The organism is Alishewanella sp. HL-SH06 (genome assembly GCF_052656265.1).
Map to the genome: position 1 here is coordinate 1,249,211 of NZ_CP199752.1, position 26,390 is coordinate 1,275,600.

A 26,390-nucleotide genomic window follows, 5' to 3' on the forward strand; every position below is an offset into this window, starting at 1 on the left:
GTATGGCACGTTTTACCTGTTTTGCCGATTTTTATCCCTATTATTTAAGCGAGCATGCCAATCCGCTATGTCGGGCTTTACATTATATGGGTAGCAGTTTAGTGCTCGTCGTGCTGTTTTGGGCAGTGTTAACACAACAATGGCTATGGCTGTTCAGTTTACCTGTCATTGGTTATGGCTTTGCTTGGTTGGGCCATTTATTGTTTGAGCATAATAAACCGGCCACGTTTAACTATCCTTTCTATAGTTTGGCAGCCGATTGGGTGATGTATAAAGACTTTTTAACTGGCCAGTTAAGCGGCAAATTACAACACCTGGCCCGGACATCGCCCCCGTCTTAAATACGATGCGCGGGTAAAGTAAAATTTGCCACACGCATGCCGCTTAATAGCAATTCTGCTTGATAGCGGCTCTCACCATCACTGCTAAAGTCAACCTGATAGCTGGTGAGTAAGCGCCAACCTTGCTGCAATTTGCGAAAATGATGGCGATTGCGGCCACACTCTAAAAATTGTAATTGATGCTGTTGACATAATTGGCGTGCTAACACAAAAGCTCGCTCATCTTGTTTACGTTGCATCCAAAACCCATAAATTACGCTGACTAACAGCAGTAGTAACCAAATTGATGTCATTGCTTCTCCTTGTTAGCCACATAATGGCGTTTGCTTCGCGGTTTTACAAGATGCTGCGTTGCAGCAACAATGTGCTAGAATTGCCGCCTTGTAGCAGAGAGGAACCGTATGAGTCAGCACCTGAGCCTATTGCTAGCCGATATTATGCAAGCGCTAAAACAAGCCGGTCTGTATAGTCAGCAGCCACCTTCGCCGCAGGCGATGGCCAGTTCGATGCCTTTTTGTTGTGATAGCATGCCGCTGGAGCAGTGGTTGCAATTTGTTTTAATTCCTCGTCTGCAGACGATGCTTGCTGCCGGTCAACCGCTACCGAATAAAGTCGCTATTTTACCGATGGCAGAGCAGGTGTATGCCGGGCGAGACGAGAAGATTCAACCGCTGTTAGCGGCGATTACAAGGTTAGATCTGTGTCTGAACAAACCCTAGCGTATGACCTCACCGAAGCTTCCACTTTTGCTGAACCTTTAACGATTTTATACCAAGATGAGTATCTGGTTGCGGTCGATAAACCCAGTGGCATGTTGGTGCATCGTTCTTTTTTAGACAAAGAAATCAGCCGTTATGCACTGCAGGCCGTACGCGATCAAATTGGTCAACATGTCTATCCGGTGCATCGGCTTGACCGACCTACGTCAGGGGTACTGTTGTTTGCTTTGTCATCTGAGGTGGCACGGTTATTATCAGAGCAAAATCAGCAAGGGCTGTGGCAAAAAGGTTACTTAGCGGTGGTTCGAGGCTATGTGACTGCCGCAGGTGAGTTAGATTATGCTTTAACCGAGCAACTCGATAAGATTGCCGACAAGTTTGCCGCTGCGAATAAAGCCGCACAAGCTGCGTTTAGTCGCTATTCACCATTACAACGCGTGGAGTTGCCGATCCCTGTTAGTCGTTATGCGACCTCGCGTTATACCTTGCTGGCGCTGCAGCCCATCACTGGCCGAAAACATCAATTACGCCGGCATATGGCCCATTTACGCCACCCGATTGTCGGTGATACTAGCCATGGTGATGGTAAACATAATGCGATGTTTCGTGAACAGTTTGCTTGCAATCGTTTATTATTGTGCGCATTCACGTTACGCTTACCCCATCCGATTACCGGACAGCCGTTGTTGCTCGAAGCAGGGCTAAACGAATTAACAACACTTTTTACTCACTTTAATTGGCCGGTAGACTCCGCTTACTATCGCCAGCAGTTTAATTTTTTTCTGGAGACACAAGCATGCAAAAAATCGCCATAATGGTCGGTAGTGTATACGGTGGTGCAGAGTATGTTGCAGAGCAAGCGCTACCGTTATTAACCAACAAGGGTTATCAGGTGCAATGGTTTCAACCAGCAGAATTAAATGAGGTGTTAGCCTTTGCTGCGGATTGTTGGTTAGTGATCACTTCAACGACTGGTCAGGGTGATATTCCCGATTCGTTGTTTCCTTTTTATATGGCTTGCAAAGATCAGTTTCCGCTATTAACCGGTAAAAAATATGCTGTTATTGCTTTAGGTGATAGCAGTTATGATACTTTTTGTGCGGCTGGCCAGCAGGTTAATGAGCTACTTGTTGAGTTACAAGCCAGTGCGGTGGCGCCGATGTTAGAGATCGATGCCGGTGAAACCTTGCAAGCTGAAGATGTTGCATTGCCTTGGTTAGCTGAGCACTTCTAACAATACTTGTTTAACTTCTGGTAACTACGGGCCCCAGGTGCCTGTAATGCCGGATCATAGTGTTCGGCAAAACGCTCACACCACAGAACTGTCGCGCCGCATACCGCGGCCGGCATTACTAATAAGTTCAGCAACGGCACCATGCTAAAGAGTGCCACGGCACTGCCAAAAGATAAGCTGAGGGCAGGCGCTTGTCTTAGTTGACGTCTTAGCTCGGTAAAACTCACCTTGTTGTTATCAAACGGGTAATCGAGATATTGCAGGCTAAAGAACCAGGCGCTGATAAAAAACCACAGAAAGGGGCCCGCCACCGGGATCAATAAACACAGAATAAACAGGATGGTAGCCCGAGGTAATAGATAACACAGTTTTTGCCATTCTCGCGCCAGTAAACGCGGCGCGTCATGCAGAAATTGTCGCAAACTCACTTCGGGGATCGCTTTGCCACTGAGTAGCGAGGCGGTTTTTTCACTGAGTAAGCCATTAAAGGGCGCGGCAATAAAATTAGCGACCATCGTAAAGCTATAGGCAAAACTGAGCAGTAATGACATCACCCCCAGCGGGATCAATAAATACTCTAACCAATGCAGCCATTGCGGAAGCCATTGCTGAATATGCACAATAAACGACTGTAGCAGTTGCCACATCCAATAAAACGCCATAAAGAACAGCACTAAATTAATCAGTAAGGGTATTAACACAAAACGTTTTAAGCCTTTTTGCCCCAGCAAGCGCAGCCCTTTAAAAAAGTAAAACATTATGTCCTCCGAATACTGGCTGTTTAAACTAGTATACCGACTTCGTACCAGAAAACCCTGCATAGACTGTGACAAAACGTAACAAAATCTCGCCATTTGCTGTTGAGGTTTTTAACCGTCTTTTGCTGGCGTCACTGCAGCCATAGCGCGCATTGTGTTAAGATGTGACCGATTTCAATAAGCTAATAAGCAGAGGTATGAAATGTCCGTGTGGTTAGTAGAGCTAGGTTCAGCAGTGGAGTTTGCAGTAACATTGTTATTACTGATAACCGCGCTAGTATGTCTGGTATCGGCTATCGTTGTGCCAGCCAATAAAGATGCAGAGTTACGCTTTGAGAAACGTTTAGAATATACGGTATTTGCCATTGGCGCTGCGGTGTTGTGGGCATTATTTATGTTTGCACCACGCTAATGCATAGCAACACACCTTGCTATTTTAGCAGCAAGGTGTGAACTTATCAGTATTCAGGTTTATTCTTCAATACTACGTAATAGCGCGTTAATACCAACCTTAGCACGAGTTTGCGCATCAACCTTTTTCACGATGATCGCAGCGTATAAGCTGTGGCTGCCATCTTTAGAAGGAATGGTACCTGGCACGACAACTGCGCCGGCAGGTACGCGACCATAGCTAATTTGCCCCGTTTCACGATCATAAATACGGGTGCTTTGGCTAATATAGACGCCCATTGAGAGTACTGCGCCTTCTTCAATAATAACGCCTTCAACCACTTCAGAACGTGCGCCGATAAAGCAATTATCTTCGATAATCGTTGGGTTTGCTTGCAGTGGCTCTAACACACCACCAATGCCAACGCCGCCTGATAAATGCACGTTTTTACCAATTTGCGCACAGCTACCGACGGTGGCCCATGTGTCAACCATTGAACCTTCGCCCACATAAGCACCAATATTAACGTAAGACGGCATCACCACCACGTTTTTACCAATGTAGCTACCGCGACGCACGGCAGCAGGCGGTACAATTCGCACGCCATCGGCACGGAATTGTGCATCAGTGTAGTTAGCATATTTCATTGGTACCTTGTCAAAAAAGCGGTTTTCGGCGCCATCCATCACTTCGTTATCGTTGATCCGAAACGATAACAGTACCGCTTTTTTCAGCCATTGATGTACTACCCATTCACCGGCAATTTTTTCTGCGACACGGGCGCTACCGTTATCCAGCATGCTTAACACTTGCTCGACAGCCTGTTTTAATTCGGCGGTCACGGTTTTTGGGGTAATGTCAGCACGTTGTTCAAACGCCGTTTCGATAAGGTTTTTTAAGTCAGACATTCGTCATTTAGCCTTCTGTTTGCTGCGAGAGTTGCGAGATTAACACCCGTCTTAACTGGCTTTGTTGCTCAGTTGTCAGCGCGTCATCCTCTGCGTTAGAAATTAAGAAAAAGTCTTCGGCGCGCTCGCCGATGGTGGTGATTTTTGCCGCGTGAATATTCACACCGCACTGTTGAAACACTTGGCCTAGATCAGACAATAAACCCGGCGTATCCAATGCAGCAATTTCTAGCATGGTACGATAGCGGGTATTGCCTGGTAAAAATACCACTTTCGGTGGCACGGTAAATTGGCGCATTTGCCGAGAGAGTTTTGGTTTTTGTCGCGATAAATCAGGCTTGCCAAGAATATATTGCTCTAGCGCTTTCTTGATACTTTGCTGGCGCGAGGGGGAGTTCACGGTTTCACCGTTTTGCTCTAAAATCACAAAAGTATCCATCGCATAACCGTCTTTGTTGGTCATGATTTGCGCGTCGAAAATGTTCACCTTTTTACTGTCTAGCGCGGCGACCATTTTCGCAAATAAACCGGGTTGATCTTTTGTGTAAACAAACACTTGGGTGCCGCCTTTGATTGGTGCTTTACTCACCAGTACTAAAGGTTCATTCGGTGTTTTATGCTTTAAAATGTGTTCGGTATGCCAGACAATTTGTTTTGGGCTGTAGCGCGCAAAATAATCTGCTTTGATGCGACTCCATAACTGCAACACTTCACTTTCAATAAAGGTTTGCCGTAATAGCATGGGCAGGGCTTCGCTTTGGTTTTCCCGGATCAGATCGCGTAAATCCATCGGTTTTTCTAAACCACGACGAAACGCTTTTTGTGTGGCTAAAAACAATTCACGCAGCAGTGAGCCTTTCCAATCATTCCACAAGGTATCATTGGTGGCGCGAATATCGGCCAGCGTTAAACAATACAAATAGTTTAAACGCGTTTCATCACGCACCTTGGCGGCAAATTCGGCCACAACTTCAGGGTCGTGAATATCGCGGCGTTGTGCGGTTACCGACATGAGTAAGTGGTTTTCCACTAACCAAGCAATTAGCTTACTGTCGAATTCACTCAGTTTGTGCAACTTGGCAAATTCCCGTGCATCCATACCGCCTAATTCAGAATGATCACCGCCACGGCCTTTGGCAATATCATGGAAAATGCCGGCGAGGTATAACAGCTCTGGCTTTTCCATTTTTTTGACAATAGCCGTGCACAGTGGAAACTCACTTTCATGCTCAGCAAGGCTGTATTTGTACAAATTTTTTAATAAGCGGTGGGTATGCTCGTCTACGGTATAGGCGTGAAACAAATCAAATTGCATTTGGCCTTCGATATTGCGCCACTGAGGTAAATAGGCCGCTAAAATGCCATAACGGTGCATCAAGGTCACCGCTAAATCCATACCGCGCGGGTGGCGCAGTAGGGTTAGAAACAGTTGGCGACAGGCTTCATAATCTTGTAAGTCACCCATTAAGCGCCGTCGGACTTGGCGAATTAAGCGAATAGTGGTCGAGTGCACGCCAGTAATATTGGAGTTATTGGCGATATGCCAGAACAGCCGCAACAAATTATCGCGTCGGGCAAACACCGCGCTGTCGCGCGCTTTAATTAAATGGCCTTGCAACTCAAAATAATCATCTAACTGACTGACTTTGAGTTTTTGTTGCGAATTAAGAATACTGCCTTCAAAGTGTTGCAACAACATTTCGTTTAGTTCACTGACGCGTTGAACTGTCCGAAAAAACCGCTTCATCATTCGTTCTACTGAGGCTTTACCATCCGAGCCAAAACCTAAGCGTTCAGCCGCGGCGGGTTGATAGTCAAACAAAATACGGTTTTCGTTACGGCCCGCTTCTAAATGCAAAGAGAAGCGCATCTGCCATAAATAGGCTTCACATTCGATCAGCTCTTGGTATTCATCTTCAGTAAGATATTGATAAGCCACTAACTCGCGCATCGTGCGGGTATTAAAATGGCGTTTGGCTACCCAACCGATGGTTTGAATATCACGCAAACCACCCGGGTTGGCTTTTAAATTCGGTTCAAGGTTGTATGCCGTGCCGTGATACTGGGCATGGCGCTGTTGTTGTTCATGGCGTTTAGCCTGAAAAAACGCTTGGCTGGTCCAAAAACTATCGGCATTGACCGCGGTTTGTAATTCTTGAAACAGGGTTTTATTGCCGGTGAGTAAGCGCATCTCCAAAAGATTGGTGGCGATGGTAATATCGTCTTTGCCTAGGCTTAAGGTTTCTTTGTAGGTGCGGACACTGTGGCCGACTTCTAAGCGTAAATCCCACAGCATGGTAATAAAACGGGCGATAGCCTCTTGTTGATTGCTATCGGGGCGTTTATCAACCAGTAATAATAAGTCAACATCAGAGTAGGGGTGTAACTCACCGCGACCATACCCCCCCACGGCGATTAAACTGATGGCTTTATCTTTAGCCAGAGCGCAATGTTGCCAGAGCTCAAGTAGTACTTCATCAATAAAACTCGCACGGCTTTTTACCAGGATATTAATGGGCTGACTATGAAAAGCCCGTGCCTGAAACTCTTGAAATTCTGCAAAGTGCTTTTTGTAAGCGTCTAGTGAATAGTGCTCGGGCAGCGCGCGGTTAAAACTAAGAGCCTGGGTCACATTAATCTCCTGTAAGGCAGTTATTCCGCGGTGACGATCCGTTCAAAGGTTTCATCTTTACGCAGGGTCAGGATTTCACAGCCGGTGTCGGTCACTAAAATTGTGTGTTCAAACTGTGCCGATAAACTGCGATCTTTGGTCACTACCGTCCAGCCATCGGCTAGCAACTTACTGTGGCGGCCACCGGCGTTGATCATGGGTTCAATGGTCAAGCACATGCCACTTTTCAACACTTCACCTGTGCCTGGGCGACCGTAATGCAAGACTTGCGGATCTTCATGGAACACGGCGCCAATGCCATGGCCACAGTATTCTCTGACAATGCTGTAACTGAATTTTTCGGCATGTTGTTGAATAGCATGGCCAATATCACCCAAGCGCACGCCATCTTTCACTTTTTTAATACCTAAGTACATGGCCTCTTGTGTCACTTTAATCAGGCGATCAGCCATGATGCTTGGCTTGCCGATAACGAACATTTTAGAGGTGTCACCGTGATAGCCATCTTTAATCACGGTAATATCGATATTAATGATATCGCCTTCTTTTAACGCTTTATCGTTTGGAATGCCGTGACAAATCACCTGATTGACCGAGGTGCAAATTGACTTAGGAAAACCGTGATAATTCAGTGGGGCAGGAATGGCCTGTTGTTCATTCACAATATAATTATGACAAATCGTGTTCAGTTCATCAGTAGTAATACCCGCGACAACATGCGGCTCAATCATCTCCAGCACTTCGGCAGCAAGTCGGCCTGCAATGCGCATTTTTTCGATTTCTGCTGGGGTTTTAATAGGTGCTGTCATGCCTGCTCTCTCTGATACATCTGTTGAAAGGATAATGCTGTTAATTTACACATTTCATTGTGTTTGCAAGCTGCCTATGGTATAAAGCGCGCCGCAATTTAGCAAATTGCATTGTACCCTAACTTAAGGCTCGTGTGCTGTAGCTTTACAGAATTTCTGGCAATAAGTTAGACAGTTCAGTGCTTAAGCAGATTGCACTAACCTTAATTAAATAACACACATGCATCGACACATATTCCGGGGTGCTTAGCGAAAGCTGAGTCGGCATATGGGATGCATGGAGGCCTAACCCCTTAACAGGAATTAATATCATGGCAAAAGTTTCTATGCGCGACATGCTCCAGGCGGGCGTTCACTTCGGTCACCAAACTCGTTACTGGAACCCAAAAATGAAGCCATTCATTTTCGGTGCTCGTAACCGTGTTCATATCATCAACTTAGAACAAACTGTTCCGATGATGAATGACGCTTTGGCGTTCATCCAGCAAGTTTCTGCGAAAAAAGGCAAAATCTTATTCGTAGGTACTAAGCGCGCAGCCTCAGAAGCAATCAAAGAATCTGCAGCAAATGTTGACCAGTTCTACGTAAATCACCGTTGGTTAGGTGGTATGTTAACAAACTGGAAAACAGTGCGTCAGTCTATCAAGCGTCTGAAAGATCTTGAATCGCAAAGCCAAGACGGTACTTTCGACAAGCTGACTAAAAAAGAAGCTTTAGACCGTACTCGTGAAATGGACAAGCTGGAAAAGAGCTTAGGCGGTATTAAAGATATGGGCGGCTTGCCAGACGTGCTGTTCGTTATCGACGCTGACCACGAACATATCGCGATCAAAGAAGCCAATAACCTAGGTATCCCGGTAGTAGCTATTGTAGATACTAACTCAGATCCTAAAGGTGTTGATTACGTAATCCCTGGTAACGACGATGCTATCCGCGCAATCCAGTTATATCTGGGCGCTGTTAGCCAGGCGATTCAGGAAGGTCGTGACAAAAACATCGAAGTGCAAGCTGAAGCTGAAGCCTTCGTTGAAGCAGAATAATTTTTCTGATTTGGGCTGGCTGTAATACCGCGAGCCCTTTGACAGAATCACTTTGCAACAGGGGCATTTTGCCCCTGTTTGTCTGAACTAAATTACGAGGATGCTTTTATGGCTGTAACTGCCGCTTTAGTAAAAGAACTGCGCGAGCGCACTGGCGCTGGCATGATGGATTGTAAAAAAGCTTTAGAAGAAACCGGTGGTGACATCGAAGCCGCGATCGACGCGATGCGTAAAAGTGGTTTAGCGAAAGCTGCGAAAAAAGCCGGCCGTATTGCTGCTGAAGGTGTGATCATCACGCGCGTAGCTAACGGTGTAGGTATTGCTATCGAGTTTAACTGTGAAACTGATTTCGTGGCACGTGATGCCAGTTTCTTAGCGTTCGCAAACAGCGTTGCTGATTTAGCGCAAGCACAAAAACTTTACACAGTTGAAGCATTATTAGCGGCTGACTTAAACGGTGCTTCTGTTGATGATACGCGTGCTACACTGGTTGCTAAAATCGGTGAAAACATGAACGTACGTCGCGTAGCCGTAGTTGAAGGTGCGGTAATCGGTCAATACATCCACTCTGGTCGTATTGGTGTATTAGCCGTGTTAGAAGGCGGTAACGAAGATATCGCTAAAGACGTGGCTATGCATGTTGCTGCCAACAACCCAGGTTATGTTAACCCGGAAGACGTTTCAGCTGAAGAAGTTGAGCGTGAGCGTCAAATTCAAATCGAAATCGCGGTTAACTCTGGTAAGCCACAAGAAATCGCTGAGAAGATGGTTGCCGGCCGTATGGCTAAATTCACTGGCGAAGTGAGTTTAACAGGTCAGCCGTTCGTTAAAGATCCGTCAATCTCTACTGGCGAATTCTTAAAGCAAAACGGTGCTAAGGCCATCTCTTTCATTCGCTTAGAAGTAGGCGAAGGTATTGAGAAGAAAGAAGAAGACTTCGCAGCTGAAGTTGCAGCACAGATTGCTGCTGCTAAAAAGTAATTTACGCTTTAGCAATTTGCTGAAAACAGCTAAAATAACCGCGACCTGAGTCGCGGTTTTTTTTTGCCTGACTAATTCTAATAGCATAATGGGGAAATTATGAGCATTAATCCGAAACCAACCTACCGTCGCATCCTTTTAAAACTGAGCGGTGAAGCCTTAATGGGAGACGAAGGCTTTGGTATTGATCCCAAAGTGCTAGATCGCATGGCGCAAGAAATTAAAGAACTCGTTGAACTCGGTGTACAAGTCGGTATTGTGATTGGTGGCGGAAATATCTTCCGTGGTGAGGGCTTGGCTAAAGCAGGGATGAACCGGGTGGTCGGCGATCACATGGGGATGTTAGCCACGGTAATGAATGGCTTAGCTATGCGTGATGCTTTACACCGTGCTTATGTTAATGCTCGGATGATGAGTGCAATTCCGTTAAACGGGGTGTGTGATAACTACAGCTGGGCAGAAGCCATTAGCTTACTAAAATCAGGCCGTGTGGTGATTTTCTCGGCCGGTACGGGTAATCCATTTTTTACCACTGATTCTGCGGCCTGTTTACGCGGTATTGAAATTGAAGCCGACGCCGTATTAAAAGCCACGAAGGTCGACGGGGTGTATTCAGCTGACCCAGTAAAAGATCCGGCTGCTACCTTGTATAGCAAATTAACCTATAATGAAATTCTCGACAAAGAATTAAAAGTCATGGATTTAGCCGCTTTTACCCTAGCGCGCGATCACAATTTACAAATTCGTGTGTTCAATATGAACAAGCCCGGCGCACTTAAACGCGTGATTATGGGTGACGATGAAGGCACAATCATCGACCACGCGGAAAATTTACAGTAAACTAAACGACTGCGTTACTGCTGCATAAATAAAAAAGGATAACGATCGTGATTAACGACATTATTGCTGACGCTCAAGTCCGGATGGATAAAAGCGTTGATGCTCTTAAAACTCAATTAAGTAAAGTGCGTACAGGCCGTGCGCATCCAGGTCTGCTAGACGGCATTCAGGTTTCTTATTACGGTGCAGATACGCCGTTACGTCAACTGGCAAACGTGTCTATTGAAGACTCGCGTACCTTAGCCATTACCGTGTTCGACAAAAGCCTGACACCGGCGGTAGAAAAAGCCATCATGGCCTCTAACCTGGGTTTAAACCCAATGTCTACAGGTACTGTGATCCGTGTGCCGTTACCTGCATTAACGGAAGAGCGCCGTCGCGACTTAGTTAAACTGGTACGCGGTGAAGCTGAAGCCGGTCGAGTGGCCATTCGTAATATTCGTCGTGATGCGAATTCTGATTTTAAATCGCTATTAAAAGATAAAGAAATCAGTGAAGATGATGAGCGTAGAGCGGCAGATGAGATCCAAAAAGTCACTGATCTGTTCGTGAAAAAAGTGGACGAAGTGTTAGCAGAAAAAGAAAAGGAACTGATGGAAGTCTGATTTCAGACCTTTCATTTGTTGCTGTTTTTAGTATGAAATAGTATGAAGAAAGCGCCGTGTCAGTCTAACTTCGCGGCGCTTTTTTGTTTAACCCAATAAAATGTGGCGTGCAACGGCAGCGTTGGCACATAAGAACAACAATAACAGGTTAACTGATGACTGCAGTTTCACAGCTTAAACAACAAGCGTTGCCGCAGCATGTGGCAATTATCATGGATGGTAACGGACGCTGGGCAGAGCGTCAGAGCAAGCCCCGCGTTTGGGGGCATAAAAAAGGCGTTGAAGCGGTTCGCCGTAGTGTCAGTTTTTGTCGTGAATTAGGCATTCCTTCTTTAACGCTGTTCGCTTTTAGTAGTGAAAACTGGCGGCGACCTGAAGAAGAAGTCAGTACGCTGATGCAACTTTTTATGCTGGTGTTACAAAAAGAAGTAAAATCTCTGCATAAAAATAATATTCGCCTGAAAATTATTGGCGATTTATCTGCATTTAGCGATAAGCTGGTACAAAATATAAAAAAAGCAGAAGCTCTTACCGCCGCTAATACTGCGATGACGCTGAATATCGCAGCAAATTACGGTGGTCGTTGGGATATCGTTGCTGCAAGCCGGCAACTGGCTGAACAGGTACAGCAGGGAAAATTAACCCCCGCTGAGATTACCGAACAGTTAATGGCTCGCGAAATACAAATGGCCGATCAGCCAGAGTTGGATTTATTAATTAGAACCGGTGGCGATTTACGCATCAGCAACTTTTTATTATGGCAAGCTGCCTATGCTGAGTTATGGTTTACTGAAACCCTCTGGCCTGATTTTGACCAACAAGTATTTTCTGAAGCGATAGCTACCTTTATTAACAGAGAGCGACGTTTTGGTTGTACGGGTGCCCAGATCCGAGAGCTTGCTGCTGAAAATAAAGGATAATCATATTGTTTAAGCAACGCGTGATCACCGCATTAATCCTTGCGCCTTTGGCGCTGGTCGCGGTTTTTTATTTACCTTTGGTCGGCTTTGCCGCGGTGTTATCTGCGGCGTTTTTACTGGGCGCATGGGAATGGAGCGGCTTTTGTGGTTTAGCCGCTCGGCGTATTAGAGCCAGTTATGTCATCTTAACTGCGCTTATTATGTTGTGCTGGTATAGCCTAGTGTCATTTAGCGAGCCATTGAGTAGTAATCTACTGTTATTCAGTTTGTTATTGCTCGGCGCAGCCTGGTGGACGCTGGCTATCGTCTTAGTGTTAACCTTCCCAAACAGTCAAACCTTGTGGGCCACCAGTGGCGTTAGACGCGCACTGATGGGCTGGTTCACACTGTTACCCGCTTGGGCGGCTTTAATTTTCATTCGCGGCATGCATTATGATGAAACACCCTTTTATGGTGCTTGGCTAATTTGTTGTTTACTTGGCTTAGTGTGGGCCGCGGATATTGGTGGCTATTTGGTCGGAAAGCCATTGGGTCGCACCAAATTACTGCCCAAAGTGAGCCCAGGGAAAACGTTGGAAGGCATGCTCGGTGGTTTAGTTTTTGTCTTATTGATGGTCACTGCGCTGTTAGCGTGGCTGGAGAAAACCGATCACAGCCTGTACTGGTATGTGGCTGCCGTGTTACTTACCGTGTTATCGGTGTTCGGTGATTTAAGCGAGAGTATGTTTAAACGTGTAGCGGGCAAAAAAGACAGCGGGGCTTTCTTACCCGGGCACGGTGGTATCTTAGATCGTATTGATAGCTTAACGGCGACCGCACCGGTGTTTGCACTGATGTTGGCCTTTTTAGGTAAACAGTTTTTATGAAGCAAGTGGTTATTCTGGGGGCAACAGGGTCGATTGGTTGCAGTACCTTATCGGTATTAGCTGAGCATCCCGAGCAATTCCAGGTATTAGCATTAACGGCTGCCACCGGTGTCGACAAATTATTGCAACAATGTTTGGCGGTGAGACCGCGTTTTGCTGCGATGCAAGACAGCGTTGCGGCTGCAGAGCTGGCTACAAAGTTAAAAGTAGCGGGCTTAACGACTGAGGTCTTAAGCGGCGAAGCTGGCTTAGTGGCGTTAGCCGGGCATCCAGACGCTGATATCGTCATGGCAGCGATAGTCGGTGCTGCGGGCTTACTACCAACCTTGGCTGCAGTCGAGCAAGGTAAAACGGTACTTTTAGCCAACAAAGAAGCCCTAGTGATGACCGGTGAGTTGTTTATGCAAAAGGTGGCTGCCCATGGTGCCACTTTATTGCCGATAGACAGCGAACATAATGCGATTTTTCAATGTCTGCCGTTAGCTTTCCAGCAAAATACCCAGCAAGCCACCTTGCAGCAGTTTGGTATTTCTCGCTTATTACTGACGGGCAGTGGTGGGCCTTTTCTTAATCGCCCGTTGGACACTTTTGAGCAAATTACCGTTGCCGAGGCGGTAGCCCATCCTAATTGGAGTATGGGACAAAAAATCTCAGTCGACAGTGCAACCATGATGAATAAAGGCTTAGAGTTTATCGAGGCGCGCTGGCTGTTCAATTGTCAGGCCGCAGATATTCAAGTGGTGATTCATCCGCAAAGTATCATTCATTCGATGGTGCAATATACCGACGGTTCCGTGCTGGCACAGCTGGGTCAACCCGACATGCGCACGCCGATTGCACATGCTTTGGCATTTCCATCGCGGATCAGTAGTCCAGTTCCACCCTTAGATTTCTTTAGCTTACAGTCATTTACCTTTGAGCAAGCCGATGCTGCACGCTATCCAAACCTGTATTTAGCGATGGACGCTTGCGCCGCAGGTCAGGGGGCAACCACAGCACTGAATGCGGCTAATGAGGTGGCTGTGGCGGCTTTTCTTGCCGGAAAATTAAGCTTTAACGGTATCCATAAGATTAATGCTTCATGCCTCAATCGCTTCCTAACCTATCAAGCGCACGCGCTGGATGATATATTGTCGCTCGATACCGAAACACGAGCCTATGCTCGGCAGTTGTTGGAGAGGGGTTAATGTCGGCTTTTTTGTTGAATGCGCTGAGTTTTGTGGTCGCGCTAGGTATTTTAGTCACCGTTCACGAATTTGGTCATTTTTGGCTGGCACGTAAAAATGGCGTGCTGGTAAAGCGTTTTTCTATTGGCTTTGGCAAAAGCTTAGTGCGTTGGCGTGATCGTCAAGGTACTGAATTTGTTATCGCTGCAATTCCGCTTGGCGGCTATGTGCAAATGCTCGATGAGCGAGTCGATCCTGTTTTGCCACAATTTAAAGATCTCGCCTTTAATCATAAAACGGTTTGGCAGCGCATCTCTATTGTGGTCGCAGGCCCAGCAGCCAACTTTATCTTTGCCATTTTCTTGCTGTGGGTGATGTATCTTATTGGTGTGCCGGAAGTCAAACCGGTGATAGCGCAAGCCCAACCGCAATCTATCGCGGCACTGGCCGGGGTGCAGCAAAATGAACAATTACTGGCCGTTAATGGTCGACCCTCACGCGATGTACGCACAGCAAACTTACTGTTAGTCGAACAATTGGGTCGTTCTGAAATTCGTTTAACCTTAGAACATACAGAAACGGCTCGACAGCGTGAAGTTGTGCTCGACACACGCGATTGGCAATTTGACCCTGAGCGTGATTCTGTTTTCCAAAGTTTAGGTTTGTCGTTATTGCTGCCTCAGGCCACTACTACCCTGGCGATGATCTCCCCAGGCTCTGCTGCCGACGCTGCGGGTTTGCAAGCGGGCGATATCATTTTGGCAATTGATGGCCAGCCCATTAGTGCCTGGAGCGAAGTGGAGCAGGCGATAAAAAATCAACCTGAGCAAACTTTGCGTTTTATGCTGCTGCGAGATAATCAGCAACTGACACTCGACGCAACGCCAGCATTAACGCAAGACAGCGCTAGTTTTAGTTTAGGGGTGTTGGGCGTGGTACCTACCGTGTCACCTTGGCCTGAGGGCCTGCGTTATACCCAACGCTATGGGGTGTTTGCTGCGATGGCTGAAGGGTTAAATCAAACCTGGCAGCTAACGCGGCTCAGTTTTGCCATGGTTGGCAAATTATTAACCGGCGATGTGTCGGTAAAACATTTGAGTGGTCCCATTTCGATTGCACAAGGTGCAGGAAGCTCCGCCAGTATTGGCCTGATCGCGTTTTTGTCTTTTATGGCATTGATCAGTGTTAATCTGGGCGTAATCAATTTATTGCCCTTACCTATTTTGGATGGAGGCCATTTAATGTATCTTGTGGTGGAACTAATACGCGGTAAACCTGTCTCTCAGAGAGCGCAGGATATAGGTTTTCGCTTCGGTGCTTTAGTCCTGCTAATGTTAATGGGAATTGCGCTGCTCAACGATATTTCTCGTTTGTAATAAACTAATCATAAGTAGTTCAAATAATGACAATTAAACGATTAGTAGCTGCGATCTTGCTTGCTACAGGCAGCAACTCGGTGCTTGCTGAAGAATCTTTTACCGTACAGGATATCCAGGTCGAAGGCCTGCAACGTGTTGCACTGGGTGCGGCACTTAATAACCTGCCTTTCAACATTGGTGATACCGTGACAGACTTTGCTTTGTCGCGCAGTATTCGCACGCTATATAGCGCCGGTCACTTCGATGATATTCGGGTATACCGTGATGGTAACACCGTTATTTATCGGCTGCGCGAGCGTCCAACCATCAATAATATCGAGTTCAAAGGCAACAAAGATATTAAAGAAGAGCAGCTTAACGAAAGTCTTGCTGGCAATCGGATCCAAGTGGGAGAGCCGCTTGATAAAACGATCCTCAAAAATATTGAAAACGGTTTAACTGAGTTTTACCACGGTGTGGGTAAATATCAGGCTAAGGTTGAAGTCAAAGTCACCTACCTGCCGCGTAACCGCGTCAATCTTGAGTTTGCCTTTGAAGAGGGCGATGCCGCTTCTGTGCGTCAAATCAACATCGTCGGTAACCAAATCTTCCCAAATGAAGAATTGCTTAGCGTTGTTGAATCAAAACAAGATATGCCTTGGTGGCGTTTTTGGACTTCGGACCGCTATCAAAAGCAAACGCTGCAAGGTGACTTTGAAAAGATCAACAGTTACTACCTTGACCGCGGCTACCTGCGCTTTAATATCGACTCTTCACAGGTGGCAGTTAGCCCAGATAAAACTGCTGTTTATGTGACCATGAACGTGACAGAAGGCGAGCAATATAACATTAGCGAAATTAATTTCGTGGGTGATTTGATTGGGCAAGACGAGGTCATTAACGCTATTTTACCTTTGCAAAAAGGCCAGCTGTATAACGGCGCTTTAGTCACCTTCACCGAAGAAAGCATTGCTCGCTTCTTAGCGCGCTTTGGTTATGCTAACTCGAAAGTTCGCACGATTCCGACCATTGATGATGACAAAAAAGAAGTGGCGTTAACCATCAGTGTCGATCCAGGTAAACGCGTTTACGTGCGTCGTATTGATATTAAAGGCAATGCCAGCACCAAAGACGAAGTTATTCGTCGCGAATTACGGCAGATGGAAGGCGCTTGGTTATCTAACGACTCGTTAGAGTTGTCAAAAGAGCGTTTACAACGTCTGATGTACATTGAAAAAGTCGACTTTGCTACCTCACCGGTGCCAGGTGTTGATGATTTAGTGGATATTGGTTTTACTATCAAAGAGCAACCATCAGGCAGTTTTAATGCGGGTGTGTCTTATGGTAGCTTCCAAGGTCTGTCGTTCCAGATTGGTGTGGAACAAAACAACTTTTTAGGCTCGGGTAACTCAGCCGGTATTAATCTTAATACCAACAAATACCAAAAGAGCGTGACGCTTAGCTATACCGATCCTTACTATACCTTGGATGGCATCAGCTTAGGTGGTCAGGTATTTTATTCAGATCTCGATTACAGCGGCACCTCATCTAACCTTGAAGCCTACAACCGCAGAAGTTATGGCGTCGGCGCTAACGTCGGTTATCCGATTAACGAGCGTAACCGCTTAAACTTCGGTGCCAATGTTTCAGTTAACAAGATCAACCAAATTAACGAATATGACCAGTTACGTCATTTTCGCGCGGTATTGTTAGATGCGTCTAATCCAGACGGTGGTTATGATTTCACTAACTTTGAATTAAGTACGTCGTGGATGCACAGTACGTTAAACCGGGGTTTGTTCCCTACCGCAGGTCGCATGATGAACTTATCCTTGCGCGTCACTACGCCTAATTCTGATTTGCAGTACTTTAAAACTAACTTTGAAGCGCAGCAGTATGTGCCATTGAGTAATGATCATCAGTGGTCATTCCGTGCCAAGTTCGAATTAGGTTATGGTAATGGTTACGGTGATAAAGATGGTTACGATTACACCTTACCCTTTACCGAAAACTTTTACGGTGGTGGTACTAACCTGCGGGGTTTTGAAAACCGTATTATCGGTCCTCATGCTATCTTCCGTTCAACCAGTTCAGTACCGGGCGTACCTGATCCAATAGGCGGTAGTATTGCCTTCCCTGGTGATATCAGTAATGACTCTTATCAGGTGTCGCAGCGCTCGATTGGTGGTAATGCGATGGCGATGTTGACGCTGGAATTAATTACCCCCACACCATTTTTAAAAGAAGAAAATCGTAATTCAGTGCGCACCAGTATATTTGTTGATGCAGGTAACGTCTGGGACACAGAATTTGATATTAATCGTTATGCCAATTTGGTACAGTTGATCGCGAGTGATCGTGATCCTGCACTCATCGATTATTCTGATCCTAGCTTGATAAGAGCAACAGCAGGTATATCGGTACAATGGATTTCACCTATGGGGCCTTTGACCTTTAGTTTGGCGAAAATCATTAAGAAATACGACGGTGATTTACAAGAAAACTTTAGTTTCAATATTGGTACAACTTTCTAGAACATGATAGGAAATAAGATGTTTAATTCAAATCTTTTTAAATCTGCAGTATTTGTTGTAGTGGCGATGCTTTATACCGGTAATGCACAAGCTAAAGAAGTAAAAATTGGTTTTGTTGATGTAGCCGCTGTTGCAGCGAGTATCCCGCAAGCCGCACAAGTGCAAGAGACGATCAAAAACGAGTTCGCCGCGAAAATAGCTGAAGTGAACAAGTTAGAAACCGATATCAATTTCAATATTGAGAAATTGCGTCGTGATGGTCCTACCATGAGCGAAAAACAACAAAAAGATTTAACAGAGACAGTTAACAATCAGCGCCAACAGTATGAAACACTAGCACGCCCTCTGGATGAGCAAATTCGTCAGCGTCAAACAGAAGAGCGTAACCGTATTCTTGGTCTGATTAAAGCCGCTATTGATGTGGTTGCGGCTCGTGAAAATTTTGATGTAGTGTTAAATGCAACTTCAGCAGTTTATGCTAAACCAGAATTTGATATCTCTGAAAAAGTGATTCAACAGGTCGGCAAGGCGAAATAATACTGTGATGCTACTCTCTGTTTTAGCTGAAAAGCTTAATGCAGAACTTAACGGAGACGCCGCTTGCGGCGTTTCTGCTGTTGCCTCTTTAGAAAAAGCTGGCCCAGGCCAATTGAGCTTTTTATCTAACAGCAAGTTCCGTTCATATTTAGCCGATACTCAGGCCAGTGCGGTGCTGATTAAAGCTACAGATTTACCTTTCGTTGCCCCCGGAGTTAACAGCTTAGTGGTGGCCGATCCTTATGTTGCTTTTGCCAAAGCCGCACAATTATTTGACACCACACCTGACACAGCTAAACAGGGTATTGCGCCAAGTGCTGTAATTGATGCCAGTGCCAATATTGCCGCTGATGCCCATATCGGTGCCAATGCGGTTATTTCGGCTAACGCAAAAATTGCGGCAGGGGTGCAAATTGGTGCCGGCTGCTTTATCGGCGAAGGCGCTGAAATTGCCGAAAATACCCGCCTGTGGGCTAATGTTACCGTTTATCATGGCGTAAAAATTGGTGCGCGTTGCGTTATCCAAAGTGGCGCGGTTATTGGTGCGGATGGCTTTGGCTTTGCCAATGAACGTGGCCGTTGGCTGAAGATCCCACAAACGGGTAGTGTGCGTATCGGTGATGATTGCGAGATCGGTGCGAATATCTGTATTGATCGTGGTGCTATCGACGATACGGTGATTGGTAATAACGTTATTCTTGATAACCTTTCTCAAATTGCCCATAACGTCGTAATTGGTGATCATACTGCGATTGCCGGTGCAACGACAATTGCCGGCAGCACGACCATTGGTCGTTATTGTATTATCGGTGGCGCAGCTGCCATTAACGGTCATATTTCTATCTGTGATGGTGTACATATTTCAGGAATGGCCATGGTCATGAAATCCATTTCTGAAAAAGGCGTCTATACTTCAGGTTTGCCTGCAACAACAAATGCCGAGTGGCGAAAAACGACGGCGAAATTACGGCAAATTGATCAACTGTATCAGCGCGTAAAATTATTGGAAAAACAATTGGCCGCAGCAGACGGTTCTGCTGATAGCGCCTCAGAGGATTAATTTTGGCTAACTCACTTAATAGCCTGGATGTTCAGGAAATCATGGCCTTGTTGCCACATCGCTATCCGTTTTTATTAATTGATAAGGTGTTGGATTACACACCAGGCGTGTCATTGACCGCACTAAAAAATGTTACCATCAATGAGCCTATTTTTACTGGTCATTTCCCCGGCATGCCAATCTTCCCTGGTGTACTGATTTTAGAAGCCATGGCACAAGCTACCGGGATTTTAGGTTTTAAAACGGCAACAGAACGTTCAGAAAATGAATTGTATTTGTTTGCCGCCATTGATGAAGCCCGTTTTAAAAAACCGGTAGTGCCCGGTGATACCTTAATTTTAGAAGTGAAATTTTTAAAGGAACGTCGCAACATTTGGAAGTTTTATGGCGAAGCAAAAGTCGACGGTCAAGTCGTATGCAGCGCTGAACTTATGTGTGCCAGAAGAGAGATGTAACGTGATTCATCCTACCGCAGTAATTGAAGCCAGCGCTAAGTTGGGACAAAATGTAAAAATAGGGGCCTTTTGCTACGTCGGTCACGATGTGGTGTTAGGCGACGACTGTGTGTTAGAAACGCACGTTGCCATCAAAGGCCCTGCTAACATCGGTAAAGGTAACCATTTTTTCCAATTCGCCAGTATTGGTGAAGCTTGTCAGGATAAAAAGTACAAAGGTGAACCGACAGAGCTGATTATTGGTGATTACAATGTGTTCCGTGAAGGCTGCTCAGTGCACCGTGGTACGGTGCAAGATCAAGGTAAAACCATAATCGGCGACCATAATTTATTTATGAACACCACGCATATCGCGCATGACTGCGTTATTGGTAACAATATCATCTTCGCCAGTGGTGCTCAGGCAGCGGGGCATGTGCATGTTGGTGATTGGGCCATTTTAGGCGGCATGACAGGCGTACATCAATTTGTCAAAATTGGTGCACATAGTTTTTGCGGTGGTGGCTCTATTGTATTAAAAGATGTCCCTCCTTATTTAATGGTGCATGGTGCCCCTTGTGTGCCTGCCGGTATCAATACCGAAGGCTTAAAACGTCGTGGCTTTAGCAGCGAAGCGTTGTTAGAAATTCGCCGCGCTTATAAAGAAGTGTACCGCAAAGGCCTAACCGTGCCACAAGCCTTAGAAGCCTTAGCTGAAAAATCAGCTAGCATGCCTGAAGTGAAATTATTTACGGATTTCATTGCAGACGCCAGCCGTGGTATTGCTCGCTAGCCTGAGCATTTAACCGTGCTGTGCTGCGAATAAAACGCTCTGCCTGCTTGTAAGGGGCAGAGCGTTTTTGTTATTACTGCGTTTTACTGAAGCGGATTAGCGGTTAAGATAGCCGTTATAGCGCATCGCATGACAGATAGACACTTACAGGAAGCATTTGCCCGGATATGGCTGAACACGACTTACCCGTTACCCCCGTTATTAAATTTGCCTTCATTGCTGGCGAGCACTCTGGCGATATCCTTGGCGCGGATCTCATTGTTGCTTTAAAACAGCGTTATCCCCACGCCGAGTTTTTCGGAATAGGCGGTCCACGAATGCAAGCTGAGGGCTTTCAAGCTTTATTTGATATGGAAGAGTTAGCGGTAATGGGCTTGGTCGAAGTGTTAGGCCGTTTACCGCGTTTATTACAAGTAAAGCGGCAAATTGTCAGCGCCATTTTACAAGATAAGCCGGCGGTGTTTATTGGTATTGATGCGCCTGATTTTAATTTGCCAGTAGAATTGGCATTAAAACAACAGGGCGTAAAAACCGTGCATTATGTTAGCCCGTCAGTTTGGGCCTGGCGGCATAAACGTATTTTTAAAATTGCCAGAGCAACCGACATGGTGCTGGCATTACTGCCGTTTGAAAAAGCGTTTTATGATAAGTATCAAGTACCCTGTACTTTTGTCGGGCATACCTTAGCCGACTCGATGCCGTTGCAAGTGGACAAAGCGGCGGCTAAGCAGGCATTAGGTTTAGATCCATCGCGCCCAGTACTGGCGATTATGCCGGGCAGTCGCTCCAACGAAATTAACTTATTAACTGCTGATTTTCTCAAAGCGGCGGCTGAGCTACAGCAGCAACGCCCAGAAATACAATTAATTACTAATATGGTGACTACCGCCAAAGCCACTTTATGGCGACAATTAAAAGCGGAGCACGCTGCCGATTTAGTGGTAACTGAATATATCGGCCAAGCACGCCAAGTCTTACTCGCTGCTGATGCCACCTTTATTGCATCGGGTACCGCCACCTTAGAAGCCTTATTAGCCAAATGTGCCATGGTGGTGGGGTATCGGACTAATTGGCTCACCTTTCAAATCGCCAAGCGTTTGGTTAAGTTGCAATATGTTAGCTTACCTAATTTATTAGCGGGTAAAGGCTTAGTCACCGAGTTACTGCAAGATGATCTTAACGTAACGGCCCTGGTGAGTGCTATGCAGCCGTTGCTTGCCGAGCCGTCTATTGAACTACAACAAGCGTATTTAGCGATCCATCAACAATTAAAGCAGCGGGCGAGTCAGGTGGCGGCAGCCGCAATCAGTGAGGTAATGGCAGATGTTTGAGTATTCTCGGCCAGAGGTAGAATGGATTGCCGGCGTAGATGAAGTGGGCCGTGGCCCTTTGATTGGTGCGGTTGTGACCGCTGCGGTGATTTTAGATCCCACTAAACCGATTAAGGGGTTAAACGATTCCAAAAAACTATCAGAGAAAAAACGCCTGCTATTAGCCGAAGAAATTAAAGAAAAGGCTCTGTGTTGGGCGTTAGGCCGAGCCGAGCCTGCAGAAATTGATCAGCTTAATATTTTGCATGCCACCCTGTTAGCTATGCAGCGCGCAGTGGCCGGTTTAGCGATTACACCACAGTGGGCCTTAATTGATGGTAATCGTTGCCCTGCGTTAGCCATGCCCGCGACAGCAGTAGTGAAAGGCGATAGTTTGGTGCCTGAGATCAGCGCTGCCTCCATTTTAGCCAAAGTGGCACGCGACGCTGAAATGCAGCTGCTGCATCAGGCTCATCCGCAATTTGGCTTTGCGGATCACAAAGGTTACCCCACCGCTGCGCATTTAGCCGCAATTCAACGATATGGCATTTTACCTGAGCATCGGCGCAGCTTTAAACCTGTGCGGTTAATCGTGGAGCAACACGCTCAGCAGACAGGCCAGTGCGAGGTTACAGCGCGATGAGCGATCCGGCCTTTATCCATTTACGGGTGCATAGCGACTTTTCGATGATCGATGGCGTCGCGAAGATCAAACCTATTGTTAAAATGGCGGCAGGTTTGCAGATGCCAGCCTTAGCCTTAACCGATCAAATGAATATGTGTGGTTTGGTCCGTTTTTACAGTACGGCGCACGATGCAGGTATTAAACCGATCATTGGTGTGGATTGCTGGGTACAACATCCGATCTTTCCTGGTGAGTTAAACCGGCTGTTACTGTTATGCGCTGATAACGTGGGTTATCAAAATCTGACAACCCTGATCTCAAAAGCCTATTTACGCGGCCACATCGATGGCAAACCGCAGTTAGATCATGATTGGTTAATTGAACATGCCGCGGGCCTGATCGTGTTATCCGGTGCCAAAGATGGCTTACTCGGCAAAGCCTTGCTAAAAGAGAATCCGGGCAGTGTGCAACAGCTGGTCAGTTTTTATCAGCAGTATTTCCCTGAGCGGTTCTATATTGAATTATGTCGCACTGGCCGAGCAGAGGAAGAGCGATATATTCAAAAGGCCATTGCCTTAGCCGAAGCAGAAGATTTACCCGTGGTCGCCACTAATGAAGTGGTATTTTTAAAAGCCAGCGATTTCCCTGCACACGAAATTCGGGTGGCGATCCATGATGGTTTCACCTTAGATGATAAGCGTCGTCCGAAAAACTACTCAGAGCAGCAATACTTACGCACCGCAGCTGAGATGCAGCAGCTGTTTGCTGATATACCTGAAGCCTTGGAAAACAGCGTAGAAATTGCTAAACGCTGTAATGTGACGATTCGTTTAGGCGAATATTTCTTACCGGCGTTTCCCACCGGAGGCATGTCAGACGCCGATTTCTTAGTGATGAAATCGCGCGAAGGTTTAGAGCACCGTTTATTGCAACTGTTTCCAGATGAACAAGTCAGAGCCGCGCAGCGTGTCGGCTATGATGAACGGTTGCAAATTGAACTAGACGTGATTAACCAAATGGGTTTCCCCGGTTACTTTTTGGTGGTCATGGAGTTTATTCAATGGAGCAAGGATAACGATATTCCGGTGGGCCCTGGCCGTGGCTCGGGGGCGGGTTCGTTAGTTGCATATGCATTAAAAATTACCGATCTTGATCCTCTGGAATTTGACCTGCTATTTGAGCGTTTCTTAAATCCCGAGCGGGTATCGATGCCTGACTTTGACGTCGACTTCTGTATGGATCGCCGAGATGAGGTGATTGAACACGTTGCCGATATGTACGGCCGTGAAGCGGTGTCACAAATTATAACTTTCGGCACCATGGCGGCGAAAGCGGTGATCCGCGATGTCGGTCGGGTCTTAGGCCATCCTTATGGGTTTGTTGACCGCATCTCGAAACTGATCCCGCCCACGCCCGGCATGACCTTGGAGCAAGCGTTTAAAGAAGAACCGCGCTTACCTGAATTATATGACTCAGATGAAGAAGTTCGCGATCTGATTGACATGGCAAGGCAGTTAGAAGGGGTAACTCGTAACGCCGGAAAGCACGCGGGCGGTGTGGTTATCGCCCCAACAAAAATTACTGATTTTTCACCGCTTTACTGTGATGAGCACGGTCAAAACCCTGTCACACAGTTTGATAAAAACGATGTGGAATATGCTGGTTTAGTGAAGTTCGACTTTTTAGGTTTGCGTACCCTGACTATTTTGCAATGGGCGGTCAATATGGCCAACGCCCGTTTGCAAAAAGAAGGACGTGCGCTGGTCGATATTAATAGTATTCCACTGGATGACCGCTACAGCTTTCAACTGCTGATGCGAGCTGATACCACGGCAGTATTCCAGCTGGAATCGCGTGGGATGAAAGATCTGATCCGACGCCTGCAACCTGACTGTTTCGAAGATATGATTGCCTTAGTGGCATTATTCCGCCCGGGTCCATTGCAATCGGGGATGGTTGATAACTTTATTGATCGTAAACGTGGTCGTGAAGAAATTTCATACCCCGATGCCACTTGGCAGCATGATTCGTTAAAAGTTATTTTGGAACCGACTTACGGCATCATTCTTTACCAAGAGCAGGTCATGCAGATCGCTCAGGTGCTGTCGGGTTACTCATTGGGCGGTGCCGACTTACTTCGCCGCGCCATGGGTAAGAAAAAACCGGAAGAAATGGCGAAACAGCGCGATACCTTCCAAGAAGGTGCCGCAAAAAATGGCATCGATCCAGAATTAGCGATAAAAATCTTCGATTTAGTTGAGAAGTTCGCCGGCTACGGTTTTAACAAGTCGCACTCTGCCGCTTATGCTTTAGTCTCTTATCAAACGTTATGGATGAAGGCGCATTATCCCGCCGAATTTATGGCGGCGGTGATGTCAGCCGATATGGATAACACCGATAAAATTGTGACCTTGGTTGATGAATGTGAGCGAATGAAGCTGACCTTGATCCCACCTGATGTCAATGCGGGCCAACATAAGTTTACCGTGAACGAACAAGGGCACATTGTTTACGGTATTGGCGCCATCAAAGGTGTCGGAGCCGCCCCTATTGAAGCCATTATCGAGGCCCGGCGTGAACACGGTGAATTTAGTGATTTGTTTGACTTCTGTGCTAAGGTTGATCTGAAGCGTTTAAATCGACGCGTGATGGAAAAATTAATTTTAGCCGGTGCTATGGATCAATTAGGGCCGACGCGAGCTAAACAACATCCTGGGCCGCAACGCGCTATTTTAATGGCTAATTTGGAAGAAGCCATGAAAGCTGCCGAGCAACATGCCAAAGCGCAAGCGGTTGGACAGGATGATTTATTTGGTTTACTCGGTGGTGCCGAAGATGAACCCGGTACACAAAGCTTAAGAATGGTGCCGCTGTGGTCTGATGAAGTTTGGTTAGAAGGCGAGCGGGAAACGCTGGGGTTATATTTAACCGGTCATCCTATAAATCGCTACCTTGATGAAATTAAGCATTACACCAGTTGCCGCTTAGTCGATTTACAACCAACGAAAAAAGATCAAAGCGTGCAAGTCGCAGGTTTAGTTGTTTCTGTGCGAGTTATGATTAACAAAAAAGGTCGGCGCTGGGCTATTGTGACCTTAGATGATAAATCTGCTCGTTTAGATGTACGATTTTTCCCAGAACAGCTGGAAACTTTCGAGCAATTGCTACAAAAAGACCGAATATTACTGGTTAATGGACAGGTCAGCTTTGATGATTTTAACGGTGGCCTTACAATGTCCGGCCGCGATGTCAGCGAAATTACCGCGATGCGAGAAAAATCGCTGAAATCTCTGAATATCACTGTACAATCGATGCAGATTGATCAGAATTATCTGGAAAAGTTAAAACGGGCGTTAGCCGAGTATCAAGCTGGCACCGTGCCAGTACATCTTTGGTATCAACGCGAGGAAGGGCAGGTTAGACTGCAGTTAGGGACAGCATGGTGGGTTACGCCCACAGACGCTTTGTTGCATCAGTTACGACAAATGGCAACAATAGAATTGGAATTTAATTAATTAGGTAGTGATAG

General features: G+C 46.3%; 26 protein-coding genes. 21 read left to right on the top strand and 5 right to left on the bottom strand.

From position 1 onward, the window contains the following. Window positions 1-2: 2 nt before the first annotated feature. Window positions 3-341, top strand: a complete 339-nt coding sequence (locus ACUJFK_RS05810; protein WP_306176967.1) for an Mpo1-like protein — start codon at window positions 3-5, stop codon at window positions 339-341. Here ACUJFK_RS05810 and ACUJFK_RS05815 read toward each other — a convergent pair. Beyond that, window positions 338-634, bottom strand: a complete 297-nt coding sequence (locus ACUJFK_RS05815; RefSeq protein ID WP_226749719.1) for a DUF3301 domain-containing protein — start codon at window positions 632-634, stop codon at window positions 338-340. The genes ACUJFK_RS05810 and ACUJFK_RS05815 overlap by 4 nt on opposite strands. A 108-nt stretch (window positions 635-742) precedes the next feature. On the opposite strand from ACUJFK_RS05815, the gene ACUJFK_RS05820 reads away from it, so the two are divergent. The 3 genes from ACUJFK_RS05820 to ACUJFK_RS05830 are packed head-to-tail and all read left to right on the top strand — an operon-like array spanning window position 743 to window position 2,294. Beyond that, window positions 743-1,060, top strand: coding sequence for a YqcC family protein (locus ACUJFK_RS05820; protein WP_226749720.1), 318 nt, complete (start codon window positions 743-745; stop codon window positions 1,058-1,060). Beyond that, on the top strand, window positions 1,042-1,875 hold the full coding sequence (gene truC / locus ACUJFK_RS05825) for a tRNA pseudouridine(65) synthase TruC (protein WP_445426327.1): 834 nt from the start codon (window positions 1,042-1,044) through the stop codon (window positions 1,873-1,875). The genes ACUJFK_RS05820 and truC overlap by 19 nt, the downstream gene beginning before the upstream one ends. Beyond that, on the top strand, window positions 1,857-2,294 hold the full coding sequence (locus ACUJFK_RS05830) for a flavodoxin (protein ID WP_226749722.1): 438 nt from the start codon (window positions 1,857-1,859) through the stop codon (window positions 2,292-2,294). Before truC ends, ACUJFK_RS05830 begins: the two co-directional genes overlap by 19 nt. Here ACUJFK_RS05830 and cysZ read toward each other — a convergent pair. Further along, on the bottom strand, window positions 2,291-3,052 hold the full coding sequence (gene cysZ / locus ACUJFK_RS05835) for a sulfate transporter CysZ (RefSeq protein WP_445426328.1): 762 nt from the start codon (window positions 3,050-3,052) through the stop codon (window positions 2,291-2,293). The genes ACUJFK_RS05830 and cysZ overlap by 4 nt on opposite strands. Before the next feature lie 202 nt (window positions 3,053-3,254). Between cysZ and ACUJFK_RS05840 the strand changes: the two genes are divergently transcribed. Beyond that, entirely contained in the window at window positions 3,255-3,464 is a 210-nt protein-coding gene (locus ACUJFK_RS05840; protein WP_226749724.1) for a hypothetical protein, read from the top strand. Between the two features lie 59 nt (window positions 3,465-3,523). Here the strand turns inward: ACUJFK_RS05840 and dapD are convergent, their stop codons facing one another. Genes dapD through map form a run of 3 tightly spaced genes read right to left on the bottom strand, consistent with a single transcriptional unit; the run spans window position 3,524 to window position 7,792 of the window. Next, window positions 3,524-4,351, bottom strand: coding sequence for a 2,3,4,5-tetrahydropyridine-2,6-dicarboxylate N-succinyltransferase (gene dapD / locus ACUJFK_RS05845; RefSeq protein WP_445426329.1), 828 nt, complete (start codon window positions 4,349-4,351; stop codon window positions 3,524-3,526). 7 nt (window positions 4,352-4,358) lie between these two features. Continuing rightward, on the bottom strand, window positions 4,359-6,983 hold the full coding sequence (gene glnD, locus ACUJFK_RS05850) for a [protein-PII] uridylyltransferase (protein ID WP_445426330.1): 2,625 nt from the start codon (window positions 6,981-6,983) through the stop codon (window positions 4,359-4,361). 20 nt (window positions 6,984-7,003) lie between these two features. Continuing rightward, window positions 7,004-7,792 carry a type I methionyl aminopeptidase gene (gene map / locus ACUJFK_RS05855; RefSeq protein WP_226749727.1) on the bottom strand — a complete coding sequence of 263 codons (789 nt, stop codon included), beginning with the start codon at window positions 7,790-7,792 and terminating at the stop codon, window positions 7,004-7,006. Between the two features lie 311 nt (window positions 7,793-8,103). Between map and rpsB the strand changes: the two genes are divergently transcribed. The 16 genes from rpsB to dnaE all read left to right on the top strand — a co-directional run bounded on the left by rpsB (window position 8,104) and on the right by dnaE (window position 26,376). Further along, on the top strand, window positions 8,104-8,832 hold the full coding sequence (rpsB, locus tag ACUJFK_RS05860) for a 30S ribosomal protein S2 (RefSeq protein WP_226749728.1): 729 nt from the start codon (window positions 8,104-8,106) through the stop codon (window positions 8,830-8,832). Window positions 8,833-8,940: 108 nt separating this feature from the next. Continuing rightward, window positions 8,941-9,813: a translation elongation factor Ts gene (tsf, locus tag ACUJFK_RS05865; protein ID WP_226749729.1), complete on the top strand. Its 873-nt coding sequence runs from the start codon at window positions 8,941-8,943 to the stop codon at window positions 9,811-9,813. A gap of 99 nt (window positions 9,814-9,912) precedes the next feature. After that, window positions 9,913-10,653 (top strand): UMP kinase, encoded by a 741-nt coding sequence (gene pyrH / locus ACUJFK_RS05870; protein ID WP_226749730.1) that lies wholly within the window; start codon window positions 9,913-9,915, stop codon window positions 10,651-10,653. Window positions 10,654-10,700: 47 nt separating this feature from the next. Further along, window positions 10,701-11,258, top strand: coding sequence for a ribosome recycling factor (gene frr / locus ACUJFK_RS05875; RefSeq protein WP_226749731.1), 558 nt, complete (start codon window positions 10,701-10,703; stop codon window positions 11,256-11,258). Window positions 11,259-11,413: 155 nt separating this feature from the next. Further along, on the top strand, window positions 11,414-12,178 hold the full coding sequence (gene uppS, locus ACUJFK_RS05880; protein ID WP_226749732.1) for a polyprenyl diphosphate synthase: 765 nt from the start codon (window positions 11,414-11,416) through the stop codon (window positions 12,176-12,178). Window positions 12,179-12,183: 5 nt separating this feature from the next. Further along, complete coding sequence (locus ACUJFK_RS05885) at window positions 12,184-13,044, top strand: phosphatidate cytidylyltransferase (RefSeq protein ID WP_445426331.1); 861 nt, start codon at window positions 12,184-12,186, stop codon at window positions 13,042-13,044. Next, window positions 13,041-14,231, top strand: a complete 1,191-nt coding sequence (ispC, locus tag ACUJFK_RS05890; protein WP_445426332.1) for a 1-deoxy-D-xylulose-5-phosphate reductoisomerase — start codon at window positions 13,041-13,043, stop codon at window positions 14,229-14,231. Before ACUJFK_RS05885 ends, ispC begins: the two co-directional genes overlap by 4 nt. Continuing rightward, entirely contained in the window at window positions 14,231-15,586 is a 1,356-nt protein-coding gene (rseP, locus tag ACUJFK_RS05895; protein ID WP_445426333.1) for a sigma E protease regulator RseP, read from the top strand. The genes ispC and rseP overlap by 1 nt, the downstream gene beginning before the upstream one ends. 26 nt (window positions 15,587-15,612) lie before the next feature. Continuing rightward, complete coding sequence (bamA, locus tag ACUJFK_RS05900) at window positions 15,613-18,102, top strand: outer membrane protein assembly factor BamA (RefSeq protein ID WP_226749736.1); 2,490 nt, start codon at window positions 15,613-15,615, stop codon at window positions 18,100-18,102. Window positions 18,103-18,120: 18 nt separating this feature from the next. After that, complete coding sequence (locus ACUJFK_RS05905; RefSeq protein ID WP_226749737.1) at window positions 18,121-18,639, top strand: OmpH family outer membrane protein; 519 nt, start codon at window positions 18,121-18,123, stop codon at window positions 18,637-18,639. A 4-nt stretch (window positions 18,640-18,643) separates the two neighbouring features. After that, complete coding sequence (gene lpxD / locus ACUJFK_RS05910) at window positions 18,644-19,699, top strand: UDP-3-O-(3-hydroxymyristoyl)glucosamine N-acyltransferase (protein ID WP_445426334.1); 1,056 nt, start codon at window positions 18,644-18,646, stop codon at window positions 19,697-19,699. Between the two features lie 2 nt (window positions 19,700-19,701). After that, window positions 19,702-20,154: a 3-hydroxyacyl-ACP dehydratase FabZ gene (gene fabZ, locus ACUJFK_RS05915; protein ID WP_226749739.1), complete on the top strand. Its 453-nt coding sequence runs from the start codon at window positions 19,702-19,704 to the stop codon at window positions 20,152-20,154. 1 nt (window position 20,155) lies between these two features. Continuing rightward, a complete protein-coding gene (gene lpxA / locus ACUJFK_RS05920) occupies window positions 20,156-20,926 on the top strand; it encodes an acyl-ACP--UDP-N-acetylglucosamine O-acyltransferase (protein ID WP_226749740.1) in 771 nt (256 codons plus the stop codon). Between the two features lie 167 nt (window positions 20,927-21,093). Further along, on the top strand, window positions 21,094-22,257 hold the full coding sequence (gene lpxB, locus ACUJFK_RS05925; protein ID WP_445426335.1) for a lipid-A-disaccharide synthase: 1,164 nt from the start codon (window positions 21,094-21,096) through the stop codon (window positions 22,255-22,257). After that, window positions 22,250-22,879, top strand: a complete 630-nt coding sequence (gene rnhB, locus ACUJFK_RS05930; protein WP_226749742.1) for a ribonuclease HII — start codon at window positions 22,250-22,252, stop codon at window positions 22,877-22,879. Before lpxB ends, rnhB begins: the two co-directional genes overlap by 8 nt. Next, complete coding sequence (dnaE, locus tag ACUJFK_RS05935) at window positions 22,876-26,376, top strand: DNA polymerase III subunit alpha (protein WP_445426761.1); 3,501 nt, start codon at window positions 22,876-22,878, stop codon at window positions 26,374-26,376. The genes rnhB and dnaE overlap by 4 nt, the downstream gene beginning before the upstream one ends. Window positions 26,377-26,390 lie beyond the last annotated feature (14 nt).